This is a genomic window from Streptomyces sp. R818 (assembly GCF_056172735.1).
This window is the reverse complement of record NZ_JAOCNE010000004.1, coordinates 203,176-228,846: the sequence shown is the minus strand read 5'-3', so window position 1 is coordinate 228,846 and position 25,671 is coordinate 203,176. Positions and strand designations below refer to the sequence as shown.

Here is a 25,671-nt window from a genome sequence, read left to right as displayed (position 1 = left end):
CCCCGGTCAGTGGCGCGGGGCGCCCTGCCTCCGCAGCACCGCCGCCGACGCCACCGCGCCAAGCGCGCACAGCACACCCATCACCAGGACCGCCACGTGCACGCCGGACATGAACGCCGCGTGGCTGCCCTCGACCACCGCCGCCCTGAGCTGCGCGGGCATCGACTCCGCGACTGGCGCCGCGCCCATCGCCACCGCGTCCTTCGCCTCGGCGAGCTGCCCGGCGGCCCGCTCGGGCACGCCCGCCGAAGTCAGCTCCGAGCCGAGCGTCGAGCCGACCCGGCTGCTGATCAGCGACACGAGCACGGACGTGCCGAGCGCGCCGCCCACCTGGAGCGCGGTCGCCTGCAAGCCACCGGCGACACCCGCGTCCTCGACCGGCGCGTTGCCCACGATCGCGGCGGACGACGCCGACATCACCATGCCGACACCGAGGCCGAGCGCGACGAACGGCGGCCACAGCGCCCCGTACCCCGAATCCGCCGACCATGTCAGCATCAGGAACGACGCCGCGCCCTGGAGCACCATGCCGAGCGGCATCGTGAGGCGCGGCCCGAACCGGTCGGTGAGCGCGGCGCCCAGCGGCGAGGCGACGACAGAGGCGAGGCTCAGCGGCAGCGTGCGGACACCCGCCTCGACGGGGGAGAACCCGCGCATGTTCTGCAGGTACAGCATCACGAAGAAGATGCCGCCGAGCAGGACGAAGAAGTTGAGCGCGGTGACGACCGTGCCGACGGTCACCGCCGGGCTGCGGAACAGCCGCATCGGAAGCAGCGGGTGCGCGACGCGGGACTCGTACCAGCCGAACAGGACGAGCAGCGCCACACCGGCGACGATCGCGCCGAGGGTGCCCGCCGAACTCCAGCCCCAGGTCTCGCCCTTGACCACGCCGAACACCACGACCAGCATGCCGAGCGCGAGCAGCACGACACCGACGACGTCGAACTTCTCCCCGGCCGCCGCCGCGTTCCTGCTCTGCGGCAGCACGAGCGCGCTGACGATGATGGCGACGATGCCGACAGGCGCGTTGATGTAGAAGACGGACTCCCAGTTGACGTGCTCGACGAGCAGGCCGCCCACGATCGGGCCGAGCGCCGTGGAGACCGAGGAGACCATGGCCCAGATGCCGACGGCCATGCCGAACTTGCGCGGCGGGAAGACCGCGCGCAGCAGGCCGAGCGTGTTCGGCATGAGCAGCGCGCCGAAGAAGCCCTGCGCGGCGCGGAAGGCGATGACCAGCTCGATGGAGCCCGACAGGCCGATGGCGACCGACGCCACGGTGAAGCCCGCGACGCCGACGAGGTACACGGTGCGCCGGCCGAACCGGTCACCGAGCTTGCCGCCGAGGATCAGCGCGGCGGCGAGCGCGAGCAGGTAGGAGTTGGTCACCCACTGCAGGCCCGCGGTGGAGGCGTTCAGGTCGCGGCCGATCGCCGGGTTCGCGATGGAGACGACCGAGCCGTCGAGCCCGACCATGAACAGGCCGAAGGCTACGGCGATCAGCGTCAGCCACGGGTTGGCGCGCCGCCCCGAGGGCGCTGTGCTCGCCGGGTCCGGTGGCGCGGACACCGGGGCGGGGGAGGGGGCGACAGAGGGGAGAGAGGGGGACGACATACGTGTGCCTTGTCTGGGACGAGGGTGAATGAAGAAAGAGGGGCACGGAAAGCGCCCCGCCCCGGCACAGATGTGACGGGAGCAGGGCGCGGGCGCGGCGGACCGGCGGGCGTCAGCCCGCGGTCGGCCGCAGATGTGTGTCGAGTGAGTTCAGCGCACCCAGGGCGGAGCCGAGCGCGTCCAGCTCACCGCCGGTCAGATGGCGCAGCGCCGCCGCGAGGTGGCGGCGGGCGATCCCCTCGGCCTCGGCGATCCGCTCCCGGGCCACGGCGGTGGTGTGCAGATGGGCCACGCGCCGGTCGGCGGCGTCGCCGCGGCGCTCCAGGAGCCCGGCGCGGGTGAGGTGGGAGACCAGCGCGCTGACGTTGTTCGGCTGCATCAGCAGCTCGTGCGCCGCCTCGCGCACGGTGATGCCGTCCCGCTCCGCGACCAGGCGGAGCAGCGCGATCTGCGCCTCGGGCAGCCGGTCGTGCGGGAAGTCCCCGAGGATCCGGCGGTCCAGGGTCCTGTGCAGCGTCGGCAGGGACACCGCGAGCGCGGAGGCGACGCGGTCGACGTCCTTGCGGGCGGCACGGGAGGTGGGCATGGGTTCAAGGTAGGTATGAGGTCATAGGTATGTCAAAGCAGGTACCTGAAGGCGGATACCTGACTGACACGTGTTCTGCCTGCGTATCCGGGTTGTGCGGTGTACATACGCCTGCTCCCGGGGTTCTACACACACCACACATCACTCCTCCCCGGGTATGACACGCGCCGCCGGCCGCTACCGCGAACGCGGGTCCGTACTCCGGCTCAGAGGCTTACCCGACGGCCCGGGGCAGCGGAGACGATGGAAGCGATCCTGCCCCACGACCCCGACGGGAGCCCCTTTCGCCGTGGCTACGTTCTTGTACAAACTCGGACGGCTGTCCTTCCGGCGCCGCCGCTATGTGGCGCTGCTGTGGGTGCTGCTGCTCGGCGGGATCGGCTTCGCGTCGTCGGCCGCCCCTGCCCCGCCCGCCGACACCTTCGCGATGCCGGGCACCGAGGCGCAGAAGGCGTTCGACCTGCTCGACGAGAAGTTCCCGGCGGCCGGTGCCGAGGGCGCGACGGCCCGCGTCGTCATCCGCGCCCCGCAGGGCGAGAAGCTGACCGACCCGGCGCCCAAGACCGACGTCGGGAAGCTGGTGACCGCGCTCGGCAAGGGTGCCGACGTCTCCTCCGTCGCCGACCCGTACAAGGCGAACGCCGTCAGCAAGGACGGCTCGACCGCCTACGCCTCCGTGGCGTACAAGGTCCCCTCGACCGAGCTGACGGACGCGTCGCACGAGGCGCTGACCAAGGCCATCGACGACGCCCGCGCCGAGGGCTTCACCGTCGAGGCGGGCGGCGACGCCGTCGAGGCCGAGCAGGAGATGGGCGGCAGCGCCGAACTCATCGGCATCGCGATCTCCGCGGTCGTCCTGCTCATCACCTTCGGCTCGCTGGTCGCCGCGGGGATGCCGCTGCTCACAGCGATCATCGGTGTCGGCATCGGCATCTCCGGCATCACGGCGCTCGGCAGCGTCCTGGAGCTGTCCTCCACCACGTCCACCCTCGCGACGATGATCGGCCTCGCGGTCGGCATCGACTACGCCCTGTTCATCGTGAGCCGCTACCGCGCCGAGATAGCCGAGGGCCGCGAACGCGAGGAGGCGGCGGGCCGCGCGGTCGGCACGGCCGGCTCCGCGGTCGTCTTCGCCGGTCTCACCGTGATCGTCGCCCTCGCGGGGCTGTCCGTCGTGAACATCCCGCTCCTGACGAAGATGGGCCTGGCCGCCGCGGCGACCGTCGCCATCTCCGTCCTCATCGCGCTCACCATGATTCCGGCGCTGCTCGGCTTCGCGGGCAAGAAGGTGCTGCGCCGCAAGGACCGCGAGGCCGCCGTCCCGGCGCCGGACACGCCCGAGGGCAAGCCGAACCTGGGCACCCGCTGGTCCCGCTTCGTCATGCGCCGCCCGCTGACCGTCCTGCTCGTCGCCGTGATCGGCCTCGGCACCGTCGCCGTCCCGGCCACCAGCCTGGAGCGTCCGGCTGGGACAGCACACAGGCGCAAGGCGTACGACATGCTGTCCGAGTCGTTCGGCGCCGGGTTCAACGGCCCGCTGATGGTGACCGTCGACGGCAAGGGCGCGGAGGCCGCCGCCAAGACGGTCGGCGCCTCGCTCGCCAAGGTCGACGGTGTCGCGGCGGTCGCTCCCGCCCAGGTCAACGAGGCGGGCGACACCGCCATCATGTCCGTCGTCCCGTCGAGCGGACCCAGCGACCACAGGACCGAGGAACTGGTCAAGGAGATCCGCTCGCAGGCCGAGGGCTGGGGAGCGGACACCGACTCCGAGGTCCTGGTCACCGGTCAGACGGCCATGACGATCGACTTCTCGCAGACCCTGAACGACGCGCTCGTGCCGTACCTGCTGCTCGTCGTCGGCCTGGCGTTCCTGCTCCTGATGCTGGTGTTCCGCTCGGTCCTGGTCCCGCTCAAGGCGGCGCTCGGCTTCCTCCTGTCGGTGGCGGCGGCGCTCGGCGCCGTGGTCGCGGTCTTCCAGTGGGGCTGGCTCGCGGGCCTGGTCGGCGTCGACCAGCCGGGACCGATCATGTCGATGATGCCGATCTTCATGATCGGCGTGGTCTTCGGTCTCGCCATGGACTACGAGGTCTTCCTCGTGACCCGGATGCGCGAGGCGTACGTCCACGGGGCGCGCCCCGGCGAGGCCATCGTGACCGGGTTCCGGCACGGCGGCCGGGTCGTCGGCGCCGCGGCGGTCATCATGATCAGCGTCTTCTCCGGCTTTATCATGGAGGACAACGACATGATCAAGATGATGGGCTTCGGCCTCGCCGTCGCCGTCCTCTTCGACGCGTTCGTGGTCCGCATGGCGATCGTGCCCGCGGTCATGGCGCTGCTCGGCAAGGCCGCCTGGTGGCTGCCGCGCTGGCTGGACAAGGCCCTGCCGAACGTCGACGTGGAGGGCGAGAAGCTCCAGAAGTCCCTGGCCGGGCCCCGGCCCGCCGGGGACGAGGACCGGGAGCTCCAGCCCGTGCGCGGCTGAGCACCGTAACGTCTCATAAGCGGCGGCCACGTCGAACACACCCGCACAGTGCCGTGGCCGCCGCTCAGGACGCACACGCCCGACGGGTCGCCGGGGCGCGTCCATGAACCCCAACTGCCGCGCCGGGCCCCGGGTGACGGGCGCCCGGCGCGTCCACTCAAACGGTTGTGTGGTCGCTCGGCTGTGCGATCGCCGGGGTGTCAGTCCGTGTAGACCTCGGCCCGGTCCACGCTCACGAACGCCGCTTTGGACGACCCGTTCCGCTCACCCGTCACCCGGACCTTCAGCGTGTGGCTGCCGTTGGCCAGGCGCGGGCTGAGGTACTGCAGCGTCTCCCCGGTGCGGATCGCGCCGTAGAAGTCGACCCGCCGCTCAGGGCCGCCGTCGACGCTGATCGCCGCGATCCCGTTGCCGGTGTCGCGCACGGAGAGCAGGGCGATCCGGGTGCCGGTGAAGGTGAACGTGGCGGTGTTGCCCGCCCGGTCGCTCCAGTGGTCGTCGCCCCAGAAGCACTGGGCGGCGCAGCCGGTCCCCGCGTTCCAGGTGCCGGTGTACGCGACCGAACCGGCGCCGCTGGAGCGGCCGTCGTCATTGATCCAGTGGTTGCCCGAGCCGGGGTCGCCGGAGGGCAAATCCTGGGTCGCGCCCATGGCGAGCGGCGCCCCGAGGTCCGGGCTGCCGTCCGCGTTCCAGGTGATCTTCTGGGCGCGGGTCGTGCGGTCGGAGTACGTGTTCACCGACGTGGTCTTGGCGTGGTAGATCAGCCAGTCCTGGGTGCCGTCGGGCGACTTGAAGAAGGCGTGGTGGCCGGGGCCGAAGACGCCGCGGTCGTCGGCGCGCGAGAACACCGGCCCCGAGCGCTGCGCCCAGTTGCCGGGCACGAGCGGGTCCGCGCCGTCGGCCAGGGACATCTGCCAGACCTGGTAGTCGGGCTTGCCCGTGTCACACGTGGAGTACGTCATCCACGTACGTCCGTTGCGGTGGAGGAACTCGGGGCCCTCGCGGACCTCGGGGCAGCCCCCGGCCGCGTTGATCGCGACCGCGTCGCCCGAGACGGTGTACGGGTTCGACATCGGCGCGATGTTGAGCCCGTTGTGCTGGTACGGGTTGATGCCGCTGTACGCGAGATACAGGCGGCCGTTGTGCTGGAGGATGCCCGGGTCGATGGCGAAGTCGTCTCCGTGGTTGGGCGGGGCGAGCTTCGCCTTGAAGTGGTACGGGCCCGCCGGGTCGTCGCGCTCCGACTCCAGGACGAACAGGCGGTGATGGTCGTCGGTGCCGTCGTCGGCGGTGTAGTAGAGGTACCAGCGGGAGCCGAAGCGGTAGAACTCCGGCGCCCAGATGTGCTGGTTGCGCGAGGCGTCGGTGTCCGTCCACACCGTGATCGGGTCGGCGTCGAGGAGTGTGGCCAGGGACGGCGAGCGCCACATCCTGATGCTGTCGCCCTGGGTGGTGGTGAGGTGGTAGGCCCCGTTCGCGTAGGCCAGATACGGGTCGGGTCCGGTGTTCAGCGGGTTCCGGAAGGTACCCGAGGCGGCCGCCGCCGCTTCGGGCGCCGGTCTCGCCGCGCCGGCCTGCGGCGCGCAGACCAGTCCGACGAGCAGCGCCAGAAGTGCGGTGACCAGAGCGGTACGGGGCCGGATGCGCATGAGCGGCTCCTTACATCGATGTAAGTCTCACGGCTCTCAGGACGGTAGGGAAGGGGTGCGGGGCTGTCAACGGGGCCCAGGCACACCCGCGTTGTTGCTCACTGGCCACCGAGACCGGTGGTCGCCACCGACTTCACGATGTGCCGCTGGAAGAAGAGGAACACGACCACGAGCGGCAGCGCGGCGAGCACGGCCGACGCCATCGACTGGGCGTACTGGATGCCGTACGCGTCCTTCACCGTGGTGATGCCGACGGGCAGCGTCATCAGCGACGGGTCGGAGGTCGACACGAACGGCCACAGGAAGTTGTTCCACGCGCCGATGAACACGAAGATCGCGACGGCGGCGAGCATCGGCCGCGACAGCGGGAGCAGCACCGACCAGAAGATCCGCCAGTGCCCGGCGCCGTCGATCCTGGCCGCCTCCTCCAACTCCTTGGGCAGCGAGTCGAAGTGCTTCTTCAGGATGAACACCATCACGGGCGCGACCGTCTGCGGCAGGATCACCGCCGCGTACGTGTCGAGCAGGTGCAGCGTCAGCATCTGCTGGAACCACGGCACGATCAGGATCTGCGGCGGCACCAGGACGGCCGCGATGGTGAGCACGAACAGCCAGCGGCGCCCGGCGAACACCGTGCGCGAGAACGCGTAGCCGGCCATCGCGGAGACGAGCACGGTGATCACGGTGACGGCAGCCGAGATGATGAGGCTGTTCAGCATCCACAGCGGCAGGTCGCCACGCTCCCACACGGCGCTGAACCCGTCGAAGGTGAACCCGTGCTCCGGCCACAGCCAGTGCAGCGGGTCGCTCGCGTCCTGCTCGGTCTTGAACGCCGTGAGCAGCGCCCACGCCATCGGCAGGAGCCAGATCAGGGCGCCGACCGTGAGGACGGCGAGCGCGAGCACACGGGCGACGCGGCTCTCGCCGAGCGTCAGGTTCGTGCGCGAGCGCTCGGTGCGCCGCGGCGGTCTCGGCGGGGTGATGGGCCTGCGCACGTGCGGCTCGGTGGTCGAACGGGCCGGTGCGTCGGTTGCGGTCATGGTCACTTCTCCCGGCGGCGGAGTGCGAAGAACTGGGCGGCGGAGGCGAGGACGACGAGGGCGAAGAAGATGTAGCTGATCGCCGAGGCGTAACCGAGCCGGTAACCGGTGAAGCCGACGTCGTAGACGTACTCCACGATGGGCCGCGTCGAGTTGTTCGGGCCGCCCTTGGTGAGCAGGTAGACCTGGTCGAAGACCTTCAGGGACGCCAGGAGCTGGAGCACGGTGATCACCACGGTGATCCGGCTGAGCTGCGGCAGCGTGATCGAGAACAGGCGGCGCCACGCGCCCGCGCCGTCGATCGCCGCGGCCTCGTAGAGGTGGTCGGGGATCGACTGGAGCGCGGCCAGGTACAGCAGGAAGTTGAAGCCGACCGTCCACCACAGGGTGGCGAGGGCGATGGCCCAGATGGCCACCGACTCGTTGCTCAGCCAGGCGACCCCGTCGAGACCGAGCTTGTCCAGGAGGTGGTTGTAGAGGCCGAGGTCGGGCTGGTACAGCCAGATCCACAGCAGGCCGACGACGCCCACGGGCAGCAGGTACGGGGCGAAGAACGCCAGCCGCCACACCCACTGGCCCGGCACCCCGGTGTGGACAAGCAGCGCCATCCCGAGCGCCACCACGACCAGCGGGACCGTCGAGATGAGCGTGAAAAGGACCGTGTGCCAGAGCGCCTTCCACATCTCGGCGTCCTGGAACGCCTCGGTGAAGTTGTCGACGCCGATGAACGACGGGGTGTGCGCGGACAGGGCCCGGTCCGTGAGGGACATCCAGAGCCCCTGGCCGAGCGGCCAGAGCATGAACACGGCGAACAGGAGAAGGAAGGGCAGCGCGAAGAGCAGGCCGGGGGGAAGCAGCCGGCGCACCGCGGGAACCCCTGGCCGGGGTGAGGCATGGGGAGAAGAGGACATCGTCGTGCCTCCTAGGGGCGCGGCCGGTCAGGCCGGGCTGGGCTTGGCGAGGAAGGTGTTCAGGCGCCGCACCATCGCGCGCGCCGCACGGTCGGGGGCGAGTCCGTCGAGCAGGGCCTGCTGGAGCACCTGCGACATGGCGTTCTGGAAGTCGGACCCGGCTCCGGCGAACCAGGCCGCCGGGTCGAGGACGACGTGATCGGCCGCTGCCTTGTAGTGGGCCTGCGGCAGCAGCTCCGCGTACTCCTGGGTCTTGGTGACCGGCACGTAGGCCGGGATGTGGCCCGCCGTTCCCCAGATCTGTCCGGCCTTCAGGAGCGCGGCCACCGCGCGGTGCGTACGACGACGGTGTGCGGTGTCGGGGCTGGGGTGGTGCGGGAGCACGAAGGAGTGCGAGTCGGCGTAGACGGCCGGGGTGCCGAAGACGGTGGGGAACGGGGCGGCGCCCACCTTCTCGTCCGCGCCCCGGAACGTGCCCAGCTCCCACTCGCCGGAGAGGATCATCGCGGTCTGCTTGTTGTTGAACGCCGCCATGCCCGCGTTGTAGTCGAGCCGCTTGGGGTTGACGCGGCCGTCGACCAGCTTGGCCATGAACGAGATGACCTCCGCCATCCGGTCCACGTCCACCTCGGCCGGGCCGCCCTGCGGCACCTCGAAGACGCCACCGGTCTGCTTGTACAGGCCGTAGAACAGCCGCCAGCCCTGCGCGGTGTCATTGACGTACCCGAAGGCGACGCCCTGCTTCCCCGACGCCTTCGCCAGCTCCTTGCTCGCCGCGAGGAACTTGTCCGGCGAGGAGAACGCGTCCGCGTCCAGCGAGCCGTCCGCCTTCAGCAGCCCGGCCTTCTTCACCGGCTCCGGGTGGAAGAACGTGATGAAGGGGTGGGTGTCGAGGGGGATCGCGTACGTCTTCCCCTCGTACTGCGTACGGGACCACACCGCGTCGGTGAAGTCCTCGCGCCGCACGCCGTACTCGGCGAGGACGTCCAGGTCCCACGGGTCGACGAGCCCGGTGGGCGCGTACCCCGCGAGCCGCGACATGTGCGAGACGGCGACATCGGGGCCGCGTCCGCCCGCCGAGGCCATGGCGAGCTTCGTGTAGTACGGGGTGCCCCACTCCAGAACGGTGCGCTCGATGCGGGTGCCCGGCATGTCGGGCCGCGCCTTCTTCACCATGTCGTTGAGCAGGCCGCCGTCGGCCCCGCTGAACAGGTCCCACAGGCGGACGGTCGACTCGTCGGCCGCCAGCGCGCTGCCGCAGCCGCTGAGCGCTCCGGCGCCGAGGACCGTCGCCCCGGCGGCGAGCGCAGCCGTCAGCGCGCGTCGTCTGGTGAGTGCGGGGCGACCGACGGGTGCGGGTGTGCCGGTCATCTGGCTCCTTCCCCGGGCAACGGCGGCGTCGTCCGGCCGCCGCCGTCACCTCGGAACATACATCGATGTAAACAACAGGTACGACGAAGTCAGCGCGGGCCCTCGAAGGCCGCGGGGCGGAGCTGGGCGTCGCGCAGCAGCGTGGTGTCGACCTTCTCGGTGCGGTCGAAGGCGTAGACGCCGTTGCGCTCCTGGAAGACGTCCGTGAGCTGCGTGTAGCAGTAACCGAACATGTCCGGGTCGTCGAGCAGCACGCCCGTCAGGCCGATGAACCGCTCCACGAACTCCTCGGCGCTGCGCGGTCGTTCGCCGTAGCCCCACGACTCGTCGCGCGCCTCGCCCGACACCTCGGCGGCGGCCTGCGCGTCCCACCAGATGCCGCCGAACTCGCTGCAGAAGTACGGCTGCCCGGCGTACGGCACGGACCACGGGCGGCCGTCGGGCCCCGCGTTCACGAACGGCTTGTTCTCGGCGAGACCGGCCATGATCTTCGCGAACTCGGCCGGGTCCTGCTCGTAGTTGTGCGAGTCGTAGACATCGGTGTGCGGGACGCGGTGGGCGTAGCCGGAGGCGTCGATGACCGGGCGCGTTCCGTCGGCCTGCTTGGTGGCCAGGAACATCGCCTGCGTCACGTCGTCGAGCTGGGTGATGCGGTCGTGCAGGTGCTGGTACGTCTCGTTGAGCGGGCACCAGCCGATGACCGACGGGTGCGAGTAGTCGCGCTCCACGGCTTCCAGCCACTGGGCGACGTAGGAGGCGTCGGGCCGCTGGTTGTCGTCGCGGACGCCGACCTCGCAGCCCCAGTCGCCGAACTCGCCCCACACCAGATAGCCGAGCCGGTCCGCGTGGTACAGGAACCGCTCCTCGAAGACCTTCTGGTGCAGGCGCGCCCCGTTGAACCCGGCGGCGAGACCCAGCTCGATGTCGCGGACGAGGGCGGCGTCGCTCGGCGCGGTCATCAGCCCGTCCGGGTAGTAGCCCTGGTCGAGCACGAGCCGCTGGAAGACGGGTTCGCCGTTGAGCAGGAGCCGCTTGCCGTCGATGGAGACCGAGCGCAGACCGGCGTAGGAGGTGACGCGGTCCACCACACCGCCCTCCGCGTCGAGGACCTCGAAGGTGAGGTCGTACAGGTGCGGGTCCCGCGGCGCCCACACGCGCAGCCGGTTCGCGGGCAGGGTGAGCGCCAGGCGCGGGGTGAGGTCGAGGTCGGCGCGGGCCTCGGCGGTGACGACCGTGCCCTGCGCGTCGCTGAGGGTCGCGCGGACCCGGTGGCCCGGCGCGCTGCCGGTCAGCGGCAGCTCCAGGAAGAACGAGCCGGAGGCCAGGTCGGGCGTGATGCGCGGGCGCTTGAGGGCGACGGTGCGCGGCACCGGCTCCAGCCACACCGTCTGCCAGATGCCGGTCGTGCGGGTGTAGTGGCAGTGCGTGTTGGCGTACCAGGTGGCCTGCTTGCCGCGGGCCTGCGGGCCGTGCCGGGTGTCCCGGGCCCGTACGACGAGCGTCACCTCGCGCCCCGGCGCGGCGACCTCGCTCAGGTCCGCGGTGAACGGGGTGAAGCCGCCGCGGTGCCGCGCCACCTCCACGCCGTCGGCCCACACGGTCGTGTCGTGGTCCACGGCGCCGAAGTGCAGGAGCACCCGGGCGTCCGTCCACCCGGCCGGGACGGTCACGGTCCGGCGGTACCAGACCGCCTCCAGGAAGTCGGTGTCGCCGATCCCCGACAGCTCCGACTCCGGGCAGAACGGCACGGTGATCCGCCCGGACAGATCGCGCTCGCGCAGCCCTCGTTCGAGGCCGGTGTCGGCGCGGTCGGTCTCGAACTGCCACTCACCGTTGAGATTGAGCCAGGCCTCACGGGCGAACTGCGGCCTCGGATATTCGGGCCGCGGCAGGTCCTGGTGGTGCGGGACGGGCATGGTGCTCCTTGCCTCCGGGGGCTGCTGCTGTCGTGCGGGGCTCATGGCACCATGGCGATTACATCGTTGTAAATATCCGGGGCGGTGCCAGATCCGGCCCGAAACCGATTCGTGATGCTCGGTACGATCGCGGACGGCAGACGGAAGGAATGAACAGCGTGGCGGCCAGACCCAGGATCAAGGACGTGGCGGAGTACGCGGGTGTCTCGCCCAAGACCGTCTCCAACGTGATCAACGACTACGAGCATGTGTCGGACCGCACCCGCGAAGTGGTGCGGGAGGCGATCGACGCCCTCGGCTACCGCGTCAACATCGCGGGCCGCCAGCTCCGCCAGGGCCGCACCGGCATGATCACCCTGGCTGTGCCCGAGCTGGACGTCGCCTACTTCTCCGAGCTGGCCAAGCATGTGATGACCGAGGCCGACAAGCGCGGCCAGACCGTCCTCCTGCACCAGACCGGCGGCGTCCGCGAGCGCGAGCTGGCCGCGCTGCACGGCTTCGACGCCCGCTTCACCGACGGCATCATCCTCAGCCCGCTCGCGCTGCACCCCCGCGACCTCGCCACCCGCGACCGGGCGCTCCCGGTGGTCCTGCTCGGCGAGCGCCCCGCCGAGGGCACCACCGACCACGTCGCCGTGGACAACGTACGGGCCGCGCGCGAGGCCACCGAGCACCTCCTGGCCCGCGGCCGGCGCCGGATCGCCGTCATCGGCGGCCGGGTGCGCGGGCCCCAGGGCACCGACCGGCTGCGCACCGACGGCTACCGCGAGGCGCTCAAGGAGGCCGGGGTCGCCTTCGACAGCGCCCTGGTCGTCCCGGTCGACGCCTACCACTGGCAGGACGGGGCGCGGGCCGCCGCCGCCCTCATCGACGCGGGGCCCGAACCGGACGCCCTGCTCTGCCTCAACGACCACCTCGCCCTCGGCGCCCTGCGCGCCCTGCACGAGCGGGGCCGCGGCGTCCCCAAGGACCTCGACGTGGTCGGCTTCGACGACATCGAGGCGTCCCGGTTCAGCGTGCCGAGCCTCACCACGGTCGCCCCGGACAAGAAGGAGATCGCACGGGCCGCCGTCGCCCTCCTCCTGGACCGCATCGAGGAACCGGCGGCCGACGCGCTCCAGGACCATGTGGTGGGCCACGAACTGAAGGTGCGCGAGAGCAGCGGAGGCTGAGCGCCACCCCGATCGGACGCGCTCCCGGCGAGCAGGGCGATGGTGCGGTCCTGAGGCTGATCAACACCTGTTCGACGCACCCCGCACGGCGGTACGATGCGGAACTGAGTGAGCCTCACTTTCCGTGGCTTGCGGGGGAGTTCGCGGAGGACGAGTGACGAGCGTGCTGTTCATCCACGGCACCGGGGTGCGCGCGCCGGGCTACGCGGAGGCGTTGCGGGCGGTGCGCACGGGCCTGACCGCGGTGCGGCCGGACGTGACCGTGGCGGAGTGCGACTGGGGCTCCGCCCTCGGCTCCTACCTACGGGCCGACGGCGCGTCCATCCCCGGCTACGCGGCACGGGAACCGGCGCCGGCGCCGCGCCCGCAGGACGAGGAGCGCGCCCGCTGGGCCCTCCTCTACGTCGACCCGGACGCCGAGCTGCACCTGTTCGCCCTGGCCGGACAGCAGACGGCCGCGCCGTTCCTGCCGGGGGCGCTGCCCGCCGGACGGCAGCTGTGGACCTGGACGCAAGAACTCGTGGAGGCCCCCGCCGTGCGCGCGGCGTGGCAGGCGGCCGGTCTCGACGCCCACCTGGCCGCCGACGTGAGCGCGCTGATCGCCTCGGACACCTTCCGGCGCGCCTGCGACGCGGCGGACGGCACCGGGGCGGCGGGCCTGCCCCGGCTGACCGCCCGCGCGCTCACCGCCCGCGCCCTCGCCGGACACCCCGGCGGCCCGGGCGCGGTCCCGGCCGCCGCGCGGGACGCCATGGCCGCCGCCGTCGTCGACCAACTCGGCGGAGAGGAGCGCGGGTTGGCGGACGGCATCGGCCGCGCGCTCGGCGCCACCGCGCGCCTCCTGGAGCGGGCCGGCGGCTCCCGGTTCGTCGTGGGCCGCCGCAGCCGGATCAGCGAACGCTCCCTCGGCTTCACCGGGGACATCCTCAGCTACCTCGTCCGGGGCGAGGCCGTCCGCGCCTACGTGGCCGACCTCGCGCGGCAGCTCACACCCCCGGTGGTGCTCCTCGGGCACAGCCTCGGCGGCATCGTCGCCTTCGACCTCCTCGCGGGCGGCGCGGCGGGCACCACCCCCGAGGTGGCCCAGCTGGTGACCGTCGGCTCCCAGGCCCCGGTCCTCTACGAACTGGATGCCCTGCCCTCACGCCCGTACGGCACCGGACTCCCCGCATCCTTCCCGCGCTGGCTCAACATCTACGACCGGCGCGACCTGCTCTCCTTCGTCGGCGCGGAGGTCTTCGGGCCGGGCGTGCGCGACGTCGAGGTGGACAACGGCCAGCCGGTGTCCGCCGCCCACAGCGCGTACTGGACCAACCGGCACCTGTACGAGGTCCTCGCACAGGAACTTCCCGGGTGACGCCGGATGGGACGCAGTGCGCAGGGGGCGCACGTGCCGCGGGGCACGGGGGAGCGGCAGGAAAAACAGGAGCGGCAGCGGATGCTGCGCGAGATGGTCGAGGCGCTCGCCGCCTCCACCCCGCTCGCCGACGAACGCGGCCGCCTGCAATGGTCCCGTGAACTGGCCGACGAGTTCCCGGATCTGGACCTGGAGGGGTTCCGCACCGCGCGGCAGGCGTTCGCCGAGGCGATCCGGCACTGCAGCCGCGTGGAGGAGGACGGGCTCGAACGGCTCGTGGACGCCACCGAGTTCGTGGCCCCGGCCGTCGCCGGGCGGCTGCGGCCGCTGCTCGACGAGTGGCACGCCCTCGACCTCTACCGCGGCCGCGACTGGACCGCCCTGCGCGAGGGCCTCGACCTCGCCCTGCCCGAACTGCCCACCCTGGTCGCCGCCGCCACCCAGGACCGGGTCCGCCTGCCCCGGCACTGCCGCACCGTCTGGCACGCCTTCACCCATCTGGCCTGCCACAACGCACCGGTCGGCGGGCTCGAACCCAGCATGGTCCTGCTTGAGCACCTGATGCTGCGCAGCGAGGCCGCGCACGTGGTCGGTGAGATACGCGCGTGGAACGACCACTTCGCGCACGCGTGGGACCCGGGCGAGGGGGCGCAGGGGCTGCGGGCCCTGCGCGCACGCCTCACCGGACGCCCCGACGCGCCCGCCGAGCCGCCCGCGGGCCATGCGACGGCGGCGCGGGACGGCGGACTCGGCGAGCCGCGCGTACCGGTCATACGGCTGTTCATCAAGGTCGCCCCGGACCTGCGGCCCTCGGACGCACAGGTCGCCCGGCAAGGGAGGCACGAGGCGCACTACCGGATCTCGTCGCGCGTCCGGTACGCCGAATCCGTGCGACTGCACCGGGAGGACTGCGACCCCGTGGAACCCGTGCCACGCAGCAGGCTCCCGTACGCCGTCGCCGACCTCCTGTCCGCGACGGCCGAGCTGTGGCAGTCTCGGGACGAGAACGTGGTCCTGGAGTTCTTCCTGCCGGCGGAGCTGCTCACGGAGCCCGTCGAATGGTGGGACCGGAATCCCCGGCTCGGGCATTCCAACCCGCTGTTGAGCAAATATCCGTGGGTGTACGTGCACAGCCTCGAACGGATGCAGCGGCGCGATCTGCACCACGCCTGGCGCAGACGGTGGACGCGCTTCAGGAGCGACCCGGGCCGCGGGCGCGCCCACTGGTGCGACCCGGAGGGCCGTCCTGACCCCGAGCACCTCGCACTGCTGGACGCCCGGATCGGCAAGGAGGAGGGGGTGGTCTGCATGGTCCTCAGCGACACTCCGCGGGCCGGTGACGGCACGGGCGCGCGCGAGCTGCGGCTCGGCCTGGACCTCGGCGTGCCCGTGGTGATCTTCCACCGGGCCCCCGACGCGTCCGGGGCGGCCGGGCGGTCCGGGGCGTCCGAGGCCTCCGTGGCGTTCCGGGGTCTTGTGAAGGAGTTGTTGGCCGGTGAGGGGCTGGCGAACCTTCCCGCCGCTGCCCGACAGTGGAGGAGCGACGCGGCGGCGGGGACCGCGGACGTGCGCGACAAGGCGTTGATCCAGCAACTGGGCGTGGTCTGGGACGATCCGCAGCAGCTCCTCGACGGTGACGCGTGCGCCCCCGCCGCCTTCGTAGGGGGTACCGAGTGAACGCGCAGGAGACGAACGGACTGCCGTACCGGGGCAGCGGAGCCCCGCTCCCGCAGGGACCGTACGAGGAGCGCGGCTGGCCCGAGGGGCCGCGCTGGCGCAGCTTCGACGGGGGCCCCGTCCAGCCCGAGCCGCCGGAGGAGGACGAGGCCGACCGCAGGCTCGGCCCGGCCGGCACCCCGCGCACACCCCCGCCGGACGAGGTGCGCCTGGTCAACGCGGCGATCCTGCTGCGCCGCCCCCTCCTGGTCACGGGCCGCCCCGGCGTCGGCAAATCGGCCCTCGCCTTCCGCATCGCCCGCGAGCTGAACCTCGGCCGGGTCCTGCAATGGCCGGTCACCAGCCGCACCACCCTCACGTCCGGTCTGTACGAGTACGACGTGATCGGCAGGGCGCAAGCGGGCCAGGCCTGGTACCTGGCGCAGCAACAGCAGCCGACGGCCGCCGCGCCGGGTGAACTCTCGGCGGACGTGGGGGAGTTCGTGCAGCTCGGCCCGCTGGGCACGGCGCTCCTTCCGCACCGCATCCCGCGCGTCCTGCTCATCGACGAGATCGACAAATGCGATGTCGACCTGCCGCACGATCTGCTGTCGCTGTTCGAGGACGGCCGGTACGCCGTGCCCCCGCTCGTCCGGGTCAGCAAAAAACAACCCCTGGTCACCGTGCACACCGCAGATCCGCGAGGAACCGCTCAGATCACGGACGGCATCGTGCACACCCGGGCGTTTCCGATCGTGATCATGACCTCGAACGGGGAACAGGAGTTCCCCGAGGCCTTTTTGCGCCGCTGTCTGCGTTTGGACATGCCGGACCCCGATGCGGAAGGCTTGGGGGAACTGCTCTCCGCCCACTTCTCCGACCGACTCGGTGACATGCACTCCAAGTTGATCCAGGACTTCACGTCCCGCAGCGAGCGCACCGACGGTCTGGCCGCCGACATGCTGCTGAACGCGGCGCATCTGGCGACCTCGGGCGCCTACACCTACGAGGACGGCGACGACGCCGAATGGCAAGCGGTCCTGCGCGCCATCTGGCACTCGCTGAAGGCGGACGGGACAGAGACCGTTGACTGAAGGCCCGCCCGCTCCCGAGGGCCGGGGGCCGGACGCGCGCGGCCCGCGTCCGCCCTCCGGCCGCTCACGCCTGCCCGTGGGCGGGCTGCGCTGGTGGGAAGTGGCGGACGCGCTGTGGATGGCCGAGAACCACCCCGAACTCCTGGACCCGCAGAAGGAACCCGCACCGCCGCCGTCCGCCGTCGCGCAACGGCCCGCCGAGCCGCCGGAGCCGCAGAGACCGCCCGAGGAGCCGTCGCCGGACGCCCCCGGACCCGTAGAGGAAGCCGAGGCCGACGCGCCGCAGAGCGATGTGGGGACACCGCAACCCCCGCTCGCTGAACCGCAGTTGATGCCCGAGGTGAGCGGCGCGTACGCGGCCGACGATCCCGGTGCGCCGCTTCGGCGGCCCGGCCGTCGGCGCTCCGGGCGCCCGCGGCGGCGCGGGCCCTCGGCTCGGAATCTGGGGCGCGCGTTACGGCCCTTCCGGCAGATCCGGCGCACCTCGCCCGCCGAGGAGGTCGACGAGGACCGGACGGGGGAACAGTTCGCCGAGGCGCCCTGGCTGCCCCCGGCCATGCGGCCCTCGCCGGAGGCGCGCTGGGACGTCGTGCTCGTCGTCGACAGCGCCCCCCAGATGGCCGTCTGGCGGGCCACCGCCGACCGGCTCGCCGCCGTGCTGCGCCGCTACGGCGGCTTCCGCGACATCGTGCTGCGCTGCCTCGACACCGATGCCACCGGCGGTGTCGTGCTGCGCGCCCCCGGACGGCGCGGCGCCACCCATCCGGTACGCAGCCTCGTCGACCAGTCGGGGCGGCGGATCGTGCTCGTCCTCACCGACGGCGTCGCCGCCGCCTGGCGCAGCGGGGCCGTGCACACCGCGCTCGCCCTGTGGGCCAGGCACCAGCCGCTCGCGATCCTGAGCACCCTGCCGCAGCGCCTGTGGCACCGCACCGGGCTGCGCCCCGAGCGGGTCCGGCTGCATCTGTCCGGGCGCGGGGCCGCGGGCGAGGCCGTGGACTGGGAGCCCGCGCAGCCGTACGGCGCGGACGCGTGGGCGGCTCCGCTGCGCCGGGCGCGCGCGCTGCCGGTGCCCGTCCTTGAGGTGTCCGGGGAGTGGCTCTCGCCCTGGGCCCGGTTCGTGGCCGGGGAGCAGCCGCGCTGGACGGAGGTCGCGGCGCTGATGGTGCGGCCGGGCGCGCGCCCCGCCGAAGCCGAGCCCGCGCCCCGGGACGCCTCCGCGGCGGAACAGGTCGCGCACTTCCGCGTCTGGGCCTCGGCCGAGGCCTTCGATCTCGCGGTGCGACTCGCGGCCGTGCAGCTGGACCTGCCCGTGATCGCCGCCGTGCAGCGCGCGATGCTGCCCGAGTCGGCGCCGGTGCACCTGGCGGAGCTGCTGATGAGCGGCCTGGTCGAGGCGGTCCCGGGGGACGAGAGCGCGTACGTGTTCCGGCCGGGGGTGCGCGAGGAGCTGCTCGCGGCCGGGACCAAGCGCACCACCCTGCAGGCCTCGCGCCGGGCGGCCGAGGTGCTCGCCTCCCGCAGCGGCGCGGCCCGTGAGCTGCTCGCCCACTACGAGGGGCGGGAACAGGAGCCCGATCCGGAAGTGACGGCGGAGAACGCGCGCTTCCGGGCGGTCGAGCACGCGGTCCTCAGCGTGCTCGCCGGAGAACACCTGCCGAGGGCGCGGCGGCTTGGCCGGCTGATCGCGGCCCACACGGGAACGGCCTTACCGACGGACGCTGGGGAGCGTGGCGAAGTGATATCGGACGAATCATCGCAAGGCAGAATGAACCCTGATAATTCGCTCGATGGTCCGCGTCGCACCGATCCCCCGTACACCTCGCAGTCCGCGTCCTCCGGGACCGGCGGCCGGGTACCGGGTGCGCCCGGCCCGCACCAAGGAGGCACGCCAGTGACCACGGTCGTTCCCGGGACCGCCGCCCCCGCCACCCCCGCCTGGGAGGAACCGGCGGGCGCCGCGCCCCAGACGCGCGCGGTCCGCCCCGCGATCCTGGGCAACATGCCGCCGCGCAACCTGGTCTTCACCGGCCGCGACGACCTTCTGCAACGCCTGGAGGAGGATCTCGGCGAGGGCCCGACCGCCGTGCTGCCGCACACCCTGCACGGCATGGGCGGCGTCGGGAAATCACAGCTCGCGCTGGAGTACGTCTACCGCAACACCGACCGCTACGACGTCGTGTGGTGGATCCCCGCCGAGCGCCCCACCCAGATCGCCCAGGCCCTCGTCGAACTCGCGCTGCGGCTCAACCTGCCGGTCACCGCCGAGGCGAACACCGCCGTCCCCGCCGTCCTGGAGGCGCTGCGAACAGGTGTTCCCTACGCCAACTGGCTCCTCGTCTTCGACAACGCGGAGAGCCCCGAGTCGGTGCAGAGCTACTTCCCGCTCACCTCGGGCGGCGGCTCCGCCGGATCCATCCTCGTCACCTCGCGCAACCCGCAGTGGAACACCCTCGCGCACCCCCTCGAAGTCGACGTCTTCAAGCGGTCCGAGTCGATCCAGCTCCTCCAGCGCCGCAACCCCGACCTGCCCGAGGCGGAGGCCGACGCACTCGCCTCCGTCCTCGGCGACCTGCCGCTCGCCGTCGAGCAGGCGTCCGCCTGGCGCGCCGAGACGGGGATGCCGGCCGAGGAATACCTGCGCCTCTTCGAGGAGAAGCGGGCCGAACTGATGGCGGTCTCCCCGCCCACCCAGTACGAACAGACCGTGGCGACCGCCTGGAACGTCTCGCTCGACCACCTGGAGGGCAAGAACAGCGCCGCCCTCCAACTCCTCCAGGTCTGCTCGTACTTCGCCCCCGAGCCGATCGCGCGCTCGCTCTTCTCCGGCGCCCCCGTCGAGCCGATCGCCCCCGACCTCGACCGCTCCCTCACCGACCCGCTGCGCCTCGGCCGCGCCATCCGGGAGATCAACCGCTACTCCCTCGCCAAGATCGACCACCGCACCAACTCGATCCAGATGCACCGTCTGGTCCAGGCCGTGCTCAACGCCCGCATGTCGCAGGAACAGCGCGACCGGATGCAGCACGGAGCCCACCTGCTGCTCGCCGCCGCCACCCCGCGCGACCCGCAGGACCCCTCGCACTGGGCCCGGTTCGGCGAGCTGTACCCGCACGTCGTCGTCTCGGACGCGATGCGCTCGCCCTCGCGCCACGTACGGCAGATGGTGCACGCCGTCGCGGAGTACCTCTACTACTGGGGCGACCACGAAGGATCGCGGGACTTCTCCCAGCGCGCCTACGACATCTGGTCCGAGATGCACAACGAGGACGACCGGCAGACCCTGCTGCTCGGCCGCCACCTGCGGTACGTGCACTGGGCGCTCGGCCGCTTCGGAGAGGCCGCCGCCCTCAGCCGCCGGATGCTCGCCGTCCTGGAGGCCAGGCCCGGATCCGACGTGGACGACGAGTTCCTGCGCGTCCGCGGCCTCGCCGCCTCCGACAGCCGAGCGGGCGGTGACTTCCCGGCCGCCCGCGAGATCAACCAGGAGGTCTACGAGCGGGCTGTCCGCGCGTACGGCGACGACGACCCCGAGACCCTGATGCACGCCCACAACCTGGGCGTGAGCCTGCGCGTCAACGGCGACTTCAAGGGCGCCCTCGACCTCGACCGGCAGACGTGGCAGCGCCGCACCCAGATGTTCGGCGAGGACTCGCTGATCAGCATGCTCACCGAGTCCAGCATCGCGCTCGACCGCCGCGAGCTCGGCGAGTACGTCGAGGCGGTCCGGCTCTTCGAGGACATCACCGAGCGCTACCGGCTCCGGGTCGGCGCCAATCACCCCGCCACCCTGCGCAATGTGGCGCGGCTCGGCGTCTCCCTGCGCAAGGCGGGACATCACGCCGAGGCCGCCGAGCTGACCCGGCGGGCCCGCAAGGAGCTGATCAGCCGCTACGGGCCCGACCACCCGGACTCCCTCGTCGCCTCCCTCAACCTCTCGGTCGACCTGCGCCAGTCCGGTGAGCTGACCGACTCGATGAAGCTCGGCGAGGCGACCCGGGACCTGTTCGCGCGGGTCTTCGGCGCCGACCACCCGCACACCCTGGAAGCCGAGATGGACCTCGCCATCACCTACCGGCTCCTGGGCAAGGTGGACGAGGCGCGCGCGCTCAACGAGTCGGCCCTCCAGCGGTGCACGGCCCAGCTGGGCGCGGGCCACCCCGACACCCTGGTCTGCCGGATCAACCTGGCCAGCGACCTCTTCGCTCAGGGCGACACGGCCGGGGCGCTCGCCCTGGACGAGGAGACGCTGGCCGCCGCCAAGGAGACCCTCGGCGAGAACCACCCGACGGTCCACGTGCTGACCGGCAACCTCTCCCAGGATTTGCGGGCGCTCGGCCGCCTCACCGAGTCCGAGGAGCTGCGCCAGGCCGCCGTCGAGGGCATCGCCCGGGTCCTCGGAGAGCGGCACCCCGCGTACGCCGACGCGGTGGCCTCGCGCCGGGCCAACTGCGACATCGACCCGATGCCGATCTGACCCGCGCGCAGAGACAGGCTCTCACTGGGCGGGTGCGAGCCCGTCCAGCCAGGTGACCAGGGCGACGGGGCCGGGGCCCGCCCCGTCGCGGCGGCCCAGGGCGCGGTGCACGGCCCGCGCCAGCTCCGGCTCCTTGCGCGCGACTCGGCCGGGCGCCGCGGGCCCCTGCGCGCGCAGCGCCAGCAGGAGATCGGCCCACGACGACCGTTCCGCGCCGCCCTTCACCAGCGCGGCGACGGCGGCCCCCACCGCCTCCGCCGTCTCCCCGCGCGCGTGCAGGGTGTGGGCCGGACGCGCGCCGCGCGGGAGTGCGGCGGGCGAGGCGCGGCCGGTGAGCCGCAGCCGGTACAGCGCGGCCATGACGTCCAGGCGCGGTACCCCGGGGTCCGGGCACAGCCGGGCGGCGGCGGTCGGCATCGGGGTGAGCGGCGCGGGCCAGGCGTCGGCGAGGGCGGTCACCGTGGCCGGGTCGGGCTCCAGGTGGTGCAGGCGCCAGCTCATCGTGTGGTGGTCGGCGGCGTCCCGCGCCATCGCGTCCACCGGGCCGAACCGCGCCGGATGCTCCCCTTGCGCCACGCTCTCGCCGAGCCGCCGCACCAGCCTCCGGCCCAGCTCGGTCAGGCCCTTGTGCGTCTCCAGGTCGCGCAGCACGCGAAGCAGTTGGCGTCGCCAGAGGGCGTACTCGAAGCGGGCCGGGGCCTGGTCGCGTACGGCGGACAGGGCGCGGCCGCGCCAGAAGCGGGTCACCGCGGTGAACGCGTAGACGCCCTGCAGCAGCCCGCGCAGCGGCCGTGGCTCGTCGCGCCAGGGTGTGTAGAACAGGGTGGCGTCGTCGGGCTCGTACAGCTGGTACAGGTGCATGAGCATGCTCAGCTTGGTGTGCTGGATCTCGTGCGCGAGGACCGCGGCGAGCTGCTCGGCGTCCGGTGGCCGGGCGGCGGCGAGGCGCCCTGCGCCGTCTCCCGCCGTGGCGCTGGGCAGGCGCTCGCCGCCGTTGCGCGGCACCGGTTCGAGGCTGCGGAGCAGCACCCCGATGTCCGTGGCGGACTGCGCGTCGGTCCGCGCGAGCAGGGGAGCGGCCTCGTGCAGCAGCTCGGTCCAGCGCTCGGCCTCGTCGGCGGACAGCCGGCCCGGCGGCCGGCCCCCGGCGGTCGGCACGATGCGGTGCGGGCCGAGATCGTCGAGGAGGACGGAGCGCGGGGCACCGGGCGAGACGAGCGTGACCGTACGGGCCGGTTCCCAGCCGGGGCCGGGTGCCGTGTACGGGGCCGCGACCCGGACCGTACGCCCCTCGATCCCGACCGTGACCCCGCCCGGACCGGCCGTGACACGAGCCCGGCCCCAGGGGGCGCCGCCCGGCACGACGGCGCGGCCGACGCCCGGCAGCGAGACGGTGCCGTGCCGCGCGGGCACGCCGAGCGTGAACGCGGCGCCGGTGCGCAGCGCCGCCGCGGCGGCCAGCGCGTGGAAGTGCCCGGCCTCCACCCACAGCGGCACGGAGGCGGGCGGTGCCGTGCCGCGCAGGATGCGCAGGGCGCTGCCGAGCCACAAACCGGTCTCGGGCGCCATGAGGAGCTCCTCGACCGTGTCGTGGGCCCGCCGGTCCGCCTCGACGAGCAGGCGCCACGGTGCGTCCATCGACTCCAGCGGGCCGACCAGCCAGGGGCTCTCGCGCAGCAGGTCGAGGAAGAGGTCGAGCATGAGGAGGCGGTGACTGCGCTCGGCCTGCCACAGGCCCCGCAGCACGCGCGCGCTGCCGCCACCGCCCGCCAGCGCGTCGAAGTCCGCCTCGGAGAATCCGTGCCGCCGCAGCGCGGTGGCGGGGCCCGCGGGCTCAGCGGGCATCGGCACACCCGTGGCGGGGCGTCTCAGCTCCCGTCGTCACCGCCGAAGTTGACGTCCGGATCGTCGAGCTTGCGCAGGAGCCGTCGTTTGCCCAGCGCCCGTTCGGCGCCGGTATGCGCGCGTAGCTGCTCAAGCGTCCATCCCCCGAGGTCCACAAGCTCCGACTCGACAGCGGTGTCGGCGTGATCCATGGTGCCCTTGCCCTCCCAGCATCCGGGCCGCCGGTGACGCCGACGCCGACCCCTGTTGCTTCATCATGTCCCCTGCACTCATGCTCGGGAACCCCGTGTCTCAGACATCCTTTCCGGACAACTCGCGTGCTCTGGCCGAGAATTCGTTGTACGCGCGCGTCCCGGCGTCGACCATCTCCAGCGCCGCGCACAGCTCGTCGAGGCCCCCGGGGAACTCCAGGCACGTGTCGACGAGGTCGAGCAGAGCCGGCCTGGTGATCGCCGACTGGGGGACGCTCGCGGCGATCTCCGGCGGCAGCTGCCGGATCACCCGGGCCCGCGCCCCGGGCTCCCGCATCGCCGGTACCCGTTCGAGCGTGAGGACCAGTTCACGGCGCTGGGCCCGTGTCGGCTCGGCCGCCGCCCCGGCCGGGCGTCGCCACTGCTCACCCTGCCCCTCCGGCCCGGAGTGCCAGAAGTAGGTGGGGGTCTGCGCCGCGCCGCCGCGCTCCGCGACCCGCTCCCGCAGCCGCTCGGCGAGGCCCCGCGGATCCGCGCACCAGGTGCGCTCGGCGCCGCCTTCGTCCCAGACGTCGTGCACGGCGGCGGTGAAGACGCCGGGCCCGCCGGTGCGGCTGCCGCGCGCGGACTGGCCCGGCGCGCACGCGAACAGGGCGTACTGGCCCGGCCGTTCACGCAGCGGCCGTACGGGGACGGGGTCGGGCGCGAGGGCGCCGCCGATCCGTGCCGGGTCCGCGAAGAGCTGGCAGGCGTCGAGCAGCCACAGCTGGTGCGGGAAGGCGGGGACGAGATCGGAGCGCCAGGCGGCGAGCGCCGCGTCGAGGTCCAGGCTGCGCAGGTCGTGCCCGGTGGCGTCGGCGTACAGCAGGCGGCGGTGCCCGTCGGCGTCGACGAACCCGTGCCCGGACCATGCCACGAACAGCGACTCACCGCTTTCACGGGGCAGTTCGCGGAAGAGGGCCCGGTGCACGTCCTCCCGCCCGGCCCCGCGGACCGTGAGCCCCGTCGCCTCCGTGAGCCCCGTCGCCTGCGCGAGCCCCTCGTTGTGCGGGGCGGGGGAGAGGAGCAGCGTGATCCGCTCGGGCGCCACCCCGGCCTTCAGCAGGCGCTGCGCGTGACCGACCGCGTCGCGCACGGGCCCGTCGAGGTTCCAGTCGGCACCGCCGTCGTAGCGCTCCACTCCCACGATGACGGCGTGCGTCGACGGTGTCCGGTCCGGCATGGAGGGTTACTCCCCGGGAAACGACGGGGCGAACCGTGCGGCGCGCCACGCCAGGGCCGCCTCAGAGGCGTCGCGGGCCCGCTTCAGTCCCGCCTAAGTGTCACTTGAGGGCGCGGTATCCGCCCCGCTTTCAGGTGTCACTTGAGGGCGCGGTGCCCGCCCCGCCGTTCCTGACCGGCCGCGAATGGATCTTCGTGATGCACGCCGGGACCGCGAGCGCGTCGTCGTGGACGCGTGCCCGGTAGGCGCTCGGCGCCTCCCCGACCAGCTCGGTGAAGCGTGAGCTGAACGAGCCGAGGGAGGTACAGCCCACGGCGAAGCACACCTCGGTCACCGTGAGGTCGCCGCGGCGCAGCAGCGCTTTGGCGCGCTCGATGCGGCGCGTCATCAGGTAGCTGTACGGCGTCTCCCCGTACGCGGCGCGGAAGCTGCGGGAGAAGTGGCCCGGGGACATGAGCGCGACCTGCGCGAGCGCCGTCACGTCGAGCGGCTCGGCGTAGTCCCGGTCCATCCGGTCCCGGGCCCGCCGCAGGCGCGCGAGGTCGTCGAGCTCAAGCCGTTTCACCCTTCGAGTCTCGCACAGGGGGCGCGCACGGGGGCGCGCGTCCGTGTGGCAGAGTGCGACGATCGACCGACGTACGGGGGAGCGGTGACGGACGACGTGACCAGGGGCACCTGGGGCCTGATGATGACGTGCCTGGGCGGCGGCCTCGGCGGGGTGCGGACGGTGACCCGCCCGGCCGGCCATGTGAGCGGCACGCGCGCGGAGGCGCACGACGCCCTGCGCCGCCATGTGCTGGCCTTCGAGCCGCGGCACCCGGCCAACCTGCAACGTCGCACGGTCTACGAGCACGGCGACGGCTACCTCGTCCTCGCCGAGGGGCTCACCCAGACCTTCGAGTACGAGTTCCGGCTCGCCCGGGTCGTCCACGACACCCGCCCCGAGATGCCCGTGGTGCCGCCGCAGCCGGTCGTGCCGCCACCGCCCGCCGCGCCGCCGCACCACTGACGCGACGGTGTGCGCCGCCCCGTGCCTCAACCGCCGCCCCGGCGCTCCGCGCCCTCTCTCTGCGCGTGCTGTGCGCCCC

Annotated in this window: 18 protein-coding genes; 7 read left to right on the top strand and 11 right to left on the bottom strand. The window is 72.7% G+C overall.

Translation table 11 applies throughout. The features are described 5' to 3' along the window. Positions 1-6 precede the first annotated feature (6 nt). Together N5I75_RS14000 and N5I75_RS13995 are read right to left on the bottom strand one after the other, a co-directional pair. Positions 7-1,614 (bottom strand): DHA2 family efflux MFS transporter permease subunit, encoded by a 1,608-nt coding sequence (locus tag N5I75_RS14000; protein WP_476677396.1) that lies wholly within the window; start codon positions 1,612-1,614, stop codon positions 7-9. A gap of 112 nt (positions 1,615-1,726) precedes the next feature. Then, positions 1,727-2,200 carry a MarR family winged helix-turn-helix transcriptional regulator gene (locus tag N5I75_RS13995; RefSeq protein WP_476677394.1) on the bottom strand — a complete coding sequence of 158 codons (474 nt, stop codon included), beginning with the start codon at positions 2,198-2,200 and terminating at the stop codon, positions 1,727-1,729. A gap of 289 nt (positions 2,201-2,489) precedes the next feature. Between N5I75_RS13995 and N5I75_RS13990 the strand changes: the two genes are divergently transcribed. Further along, complete coding sequence (locus N5I75_RS13990) at positions 2,490-4,682, top strand: MMPL family transporter (RefSeq protein WP_476677392.1); 2,193 nt, start codon at positions 2,490-2,492, stop codon at positions 4,680-4,682. Between the two features lie 200 nt (positions 4,683-4,882). Here N5I75_RS13990 and N5I75_RS13985 read toward each other — a convergent pair whose 3' ends face one another. From N5I75_RS13985 to N5I75_RS13965, 5 genes are all read right to left on the bottom strand, one after another. Beyond that, positions 4,883-6,331, bottom strand: a complete 1,449-nt coding sequence (locus N5I75_RS13985; protein ID WP_476677391.1) for a glycoside hydrolase family 43 protein — start codon at positions 6,329-6,331, stop codon at positions 4,883-4,885. Positions 6,332-6,429: 98 nt separating this feature from the next. Continuing rightward, a complete protein-coding gene (locus tag N5I75_RS13980; RefSeq protein ID WP_476677389.1) occupies positions 6,430-7,371 on the bottom strand; it encodes a carbohydrate ABC transporter permease in 942 nt (313 codons plus the stop codon). Between the two features lie 2 nt (positions 7,372-7,373). Beyond that, positions 7,374-8,282, bottom strand: coding sequence for a carbohydrate ABC transporter permease (locus tag N5I75_RS13975; RefSeq protein ID WP_476677387.1), 909 nt, complete (start codon positions 8,280-8,282; stop codon positions 7,374-7,376). Positions 8,283-8,309: 27 nt separating this feature from the next. Further along, on the bottom strand, positions 8,310-9,653 hold the full coding sequence (locus tag N5I75_RS13970; RefSeq protein ID WP_476677385.1) for an extracellular solute-binding protein: 1,344 nt from the start codon (positions 9,651-9,653) through the stop codon (positions 8,310-8,312). A gap of 89 nt (positions 9,654-9,742) precedes the next feature. Next, positions 9,743-11,569, bottom strand: coding sequence for a glycoside hydrolase family 2 protein (locus tag N5I75_RS13965; protein WP_476677383.1), 1,827 nt, complete (start codon positions 11,567-11,569; stop codon positions 9,743-9,745). A 149-nt stretch (positions 11,570-11,718) separates the two neighbouring features. Here N5I75_RS13965 and N5I75_RS13960 point away from each other — a divergent pair, with 149 nt between their 5' ends. From N5I75_RS13960 to fxsT, 5 genes are all read left to right on the top strand, one after another. After that, complete coding sequence (locus N5I75_RS13960) at positions 11,719-12,741, top strand: LacI family DNA-binding transcriptional regulator (RefSeq protein ID WP_476677381.1); 1,023 nt, start codon at positions 11,719-11,721, stop codon at positions 12,739-12,741. 154 nt (positions 12,742-12,895) lie between these two features. Beyond that, positions 12,896-14,098 carry a calponin homology domain-containing protein gene (locus N5I75_RS13955; RefSeq protein ID WP_476677379.1) on the top strand — a complete coding sequence of 401 codons (1,203 nt, stop codon included), beginning with the start codon at positions 12,896-12,898 and terminating at the stop codon, positions 14,096-14,098. 33 nt (positions 14,099-14,131) lie between these two features. Next, positions 14,132-15,775 carry a VMAP-C domain-containing protein gene (locus N5I75_RS13950; RefSeq protein WP_476677378.1) on the top strand — a complete coding sequence of 548 codons (1,644 nt, stop codon included), beginning with the start codon at positions 14,132-14,134 and terminating at the stop codon, positions 15,773-15,775. Beyond that, on the top strand, positions 15,772-16,848 hold the full coding sequence (locus N5I75_RS13945; RefSeq protein WP_476677376.1) for an AAA family ATPase: 1,077 nt from the start codon (positions 15,772-15,774) through the stop codon (positions 16,846-16,848). The genes N5I75_RS13950 and N5I75_RS13945 overlap by 4 nt, the downstream gene beginning before the upstream one ends. Beyond that, positions 16,841-21,325 (top strand): FxSxx-COOH system tetratricopeptide repeat protein, encoded by a 4,485-nt coding sequence (gene fxsT / locus N5I75_RS13940; RefSeq protein WP_476677374.1) that lies wholly within the window; start codon positions 16,841-16,843, stop codon positions 21,323-21,325. The genes N5I75_RS13945 and fxsT overlap by 8 nt, the downstream gene beginning before the upstream one ends. Positions 21,326-21,346: 21 nt before the next feature. On the opposite strand, the gene N5I75_RS13935 is transcribed toward fxsT, so the two are convergent. The 4 genes from N5I75_RS13935 to N5I75_RS13920 all read right to left on the bottom strand — a co-directional run bounded on the left by N5I75_RS13935 (position 21,347) and on the right by N5I75_RS13920 (position 25,094). After that, positions 21,347-23,170, bottom strand: coding sequence for an HEXXH motif domain-containing protein (locus N5I75_RS13935; RefSeq protein ID WP_476677372.1), 1,824 nt, complete (start codon positions 23,168-23,170; stop codon positions 21,347-21,349). Positions 23,171-23,193: 23 nt separating this feature from the next. After that, a complete protein-coding gene (locus N5I75_RS13930) occupies positions 23,194-23,361 on the bottom strand; it encodes a hypothetical protein (RefSeq protein WP_398195364.1) in 168 nt (55 codons plus the stop codon). Between the two features lie 100 nt (positions 23,362-23,461). Next, positions 23,462-24,583 carry an effector-associated domain 2-containing protein gene (locus N5I75_RS13925; RefSeq protein WP_476677370.1) on the bottom strand — a complete coding sequence of 374 codons (1,122 nt, stop codon included), beginning with the start codon at positions 24,581-24,583 and terminating at the stop codon, positions 23,462-23,464. 130 nt (positions 24,584-24,713) lie between these two features. Continuing rightward, on the bottom strand, positions 24,714-25,094 hold the full coding sequence (locus N5I75_RS13920; protein ID WP_476677893.1) for a helix-turn-helix transcriptional regulator: 381 nt from the start codon (positions 25,092-25,094) through the stop codon (positions 24,714-24,716). Positions 25,095-25,232: 138 nt separating this feature from the next. On the opposite strand from N5I75_RS13920, the gene N5I75_RS13915 reads away from it, so the two are divergent. Then, entirely contained in the window at positions 25,233-25,592 is a 360-nt protein-coding gene (locus tag N5I75_RS13915) for a hypothetical protein (RefSeq protein WP_476677368.1), read from the top strand. Positions 25,593-25,671: the final 79 nt, after the last annotated feature.

Excerpts from the sequence above, each read along its gene's own strand:
- N5I75_RS13960 (WP_476677381.1), top strand. The coding sequence starts at position 11,719 with ATGAACAGCGTGGCGGCCAGACCCAGGATCAAGGACGTGGCGGAGTAC.
- N5I75_RS13985 (WP_476677391.1), bottom strand. The coding sequence starts at position 6,331 with ATGCGCATCCGGCCCCGTACCGCTCTGGTCACCGCACTTCTGGCGCTG.
- N5I75_RS13925 (WP_476677370.1), bottom strand. The coding sequence starts at position 24,583 with ATGCCGGACCGGACACCGTCGACGCACGCCGTCATCGTGGGAGTGGAG.
- N5I75_RS13920 (WP_476677893.1), bottom strand. The coding sequence starts at position 25,094 with ATGGACCGGGACTACGCCGAGCCGCTCGACGTGACGGCGCTCGCGCAG.
- N5I75_RS13980 (WP_476677389.1), bottom strand. The coding sequence starts at position 7,371 with ATGACCGCAACCGACGCACCGGCCCGTTCGACCACCGAGCCGCACGTG.
- N5I75_RS13995 (WP_476677394.1), bottom strand. The coding sequence starts at position 2,200 with ATGCCCACCTCCCGTGCCGCCCGCAAGGACGTCGACCGCGTCGCCTCC.
- N5I75_RS13975 (WP_476677387.1), bottom strand. The coding sequence starts at position 8,282 with ATGTCCTCTTCTCCCCATGCCTCACCCCGGCCAGGGGTTCCCGCGGTG.
- N5I75_RS13930 (WP_398195364.1), bottom strand. The coding sequence starts at position 23,361 with ATGGATCACGCCGACACCGCTGTCGAGTCGGAGCTTGTGGACCTCGGG.
- N5I75_RS14000 (WP_476677396.1), bottom strand. The coding sequence starts at position 1,614 with ATGTCGTCCCCCTCTCTCCCCTCTGTCGCCCCCTCCCCCGCCCCGGTG.
- N5I75_RS13970 (WP_476677385.1), bottom strand. The coding sequence starts at position 9,653 with ATGACCGGCACACCCGCACCCGTCGGTCGCCCCGCACTCACCAGACGA.
- N5I75_RS13965 (WP_476677383.1), bottom strand. The coding sequence starts at position 11,569 with ATGCCCGTCCCGCACCACCAGGACCTGCCGCGGCCCGAATATCCGAGG.
- N5I75_RS13935 (WP_476677372.1), bottom strand. The coding sequence starts at position 23,170 with ATGCCCGCTGAGCCCGCGGGCCCCGCCACCGCGCTGCGGCGGCACGGA.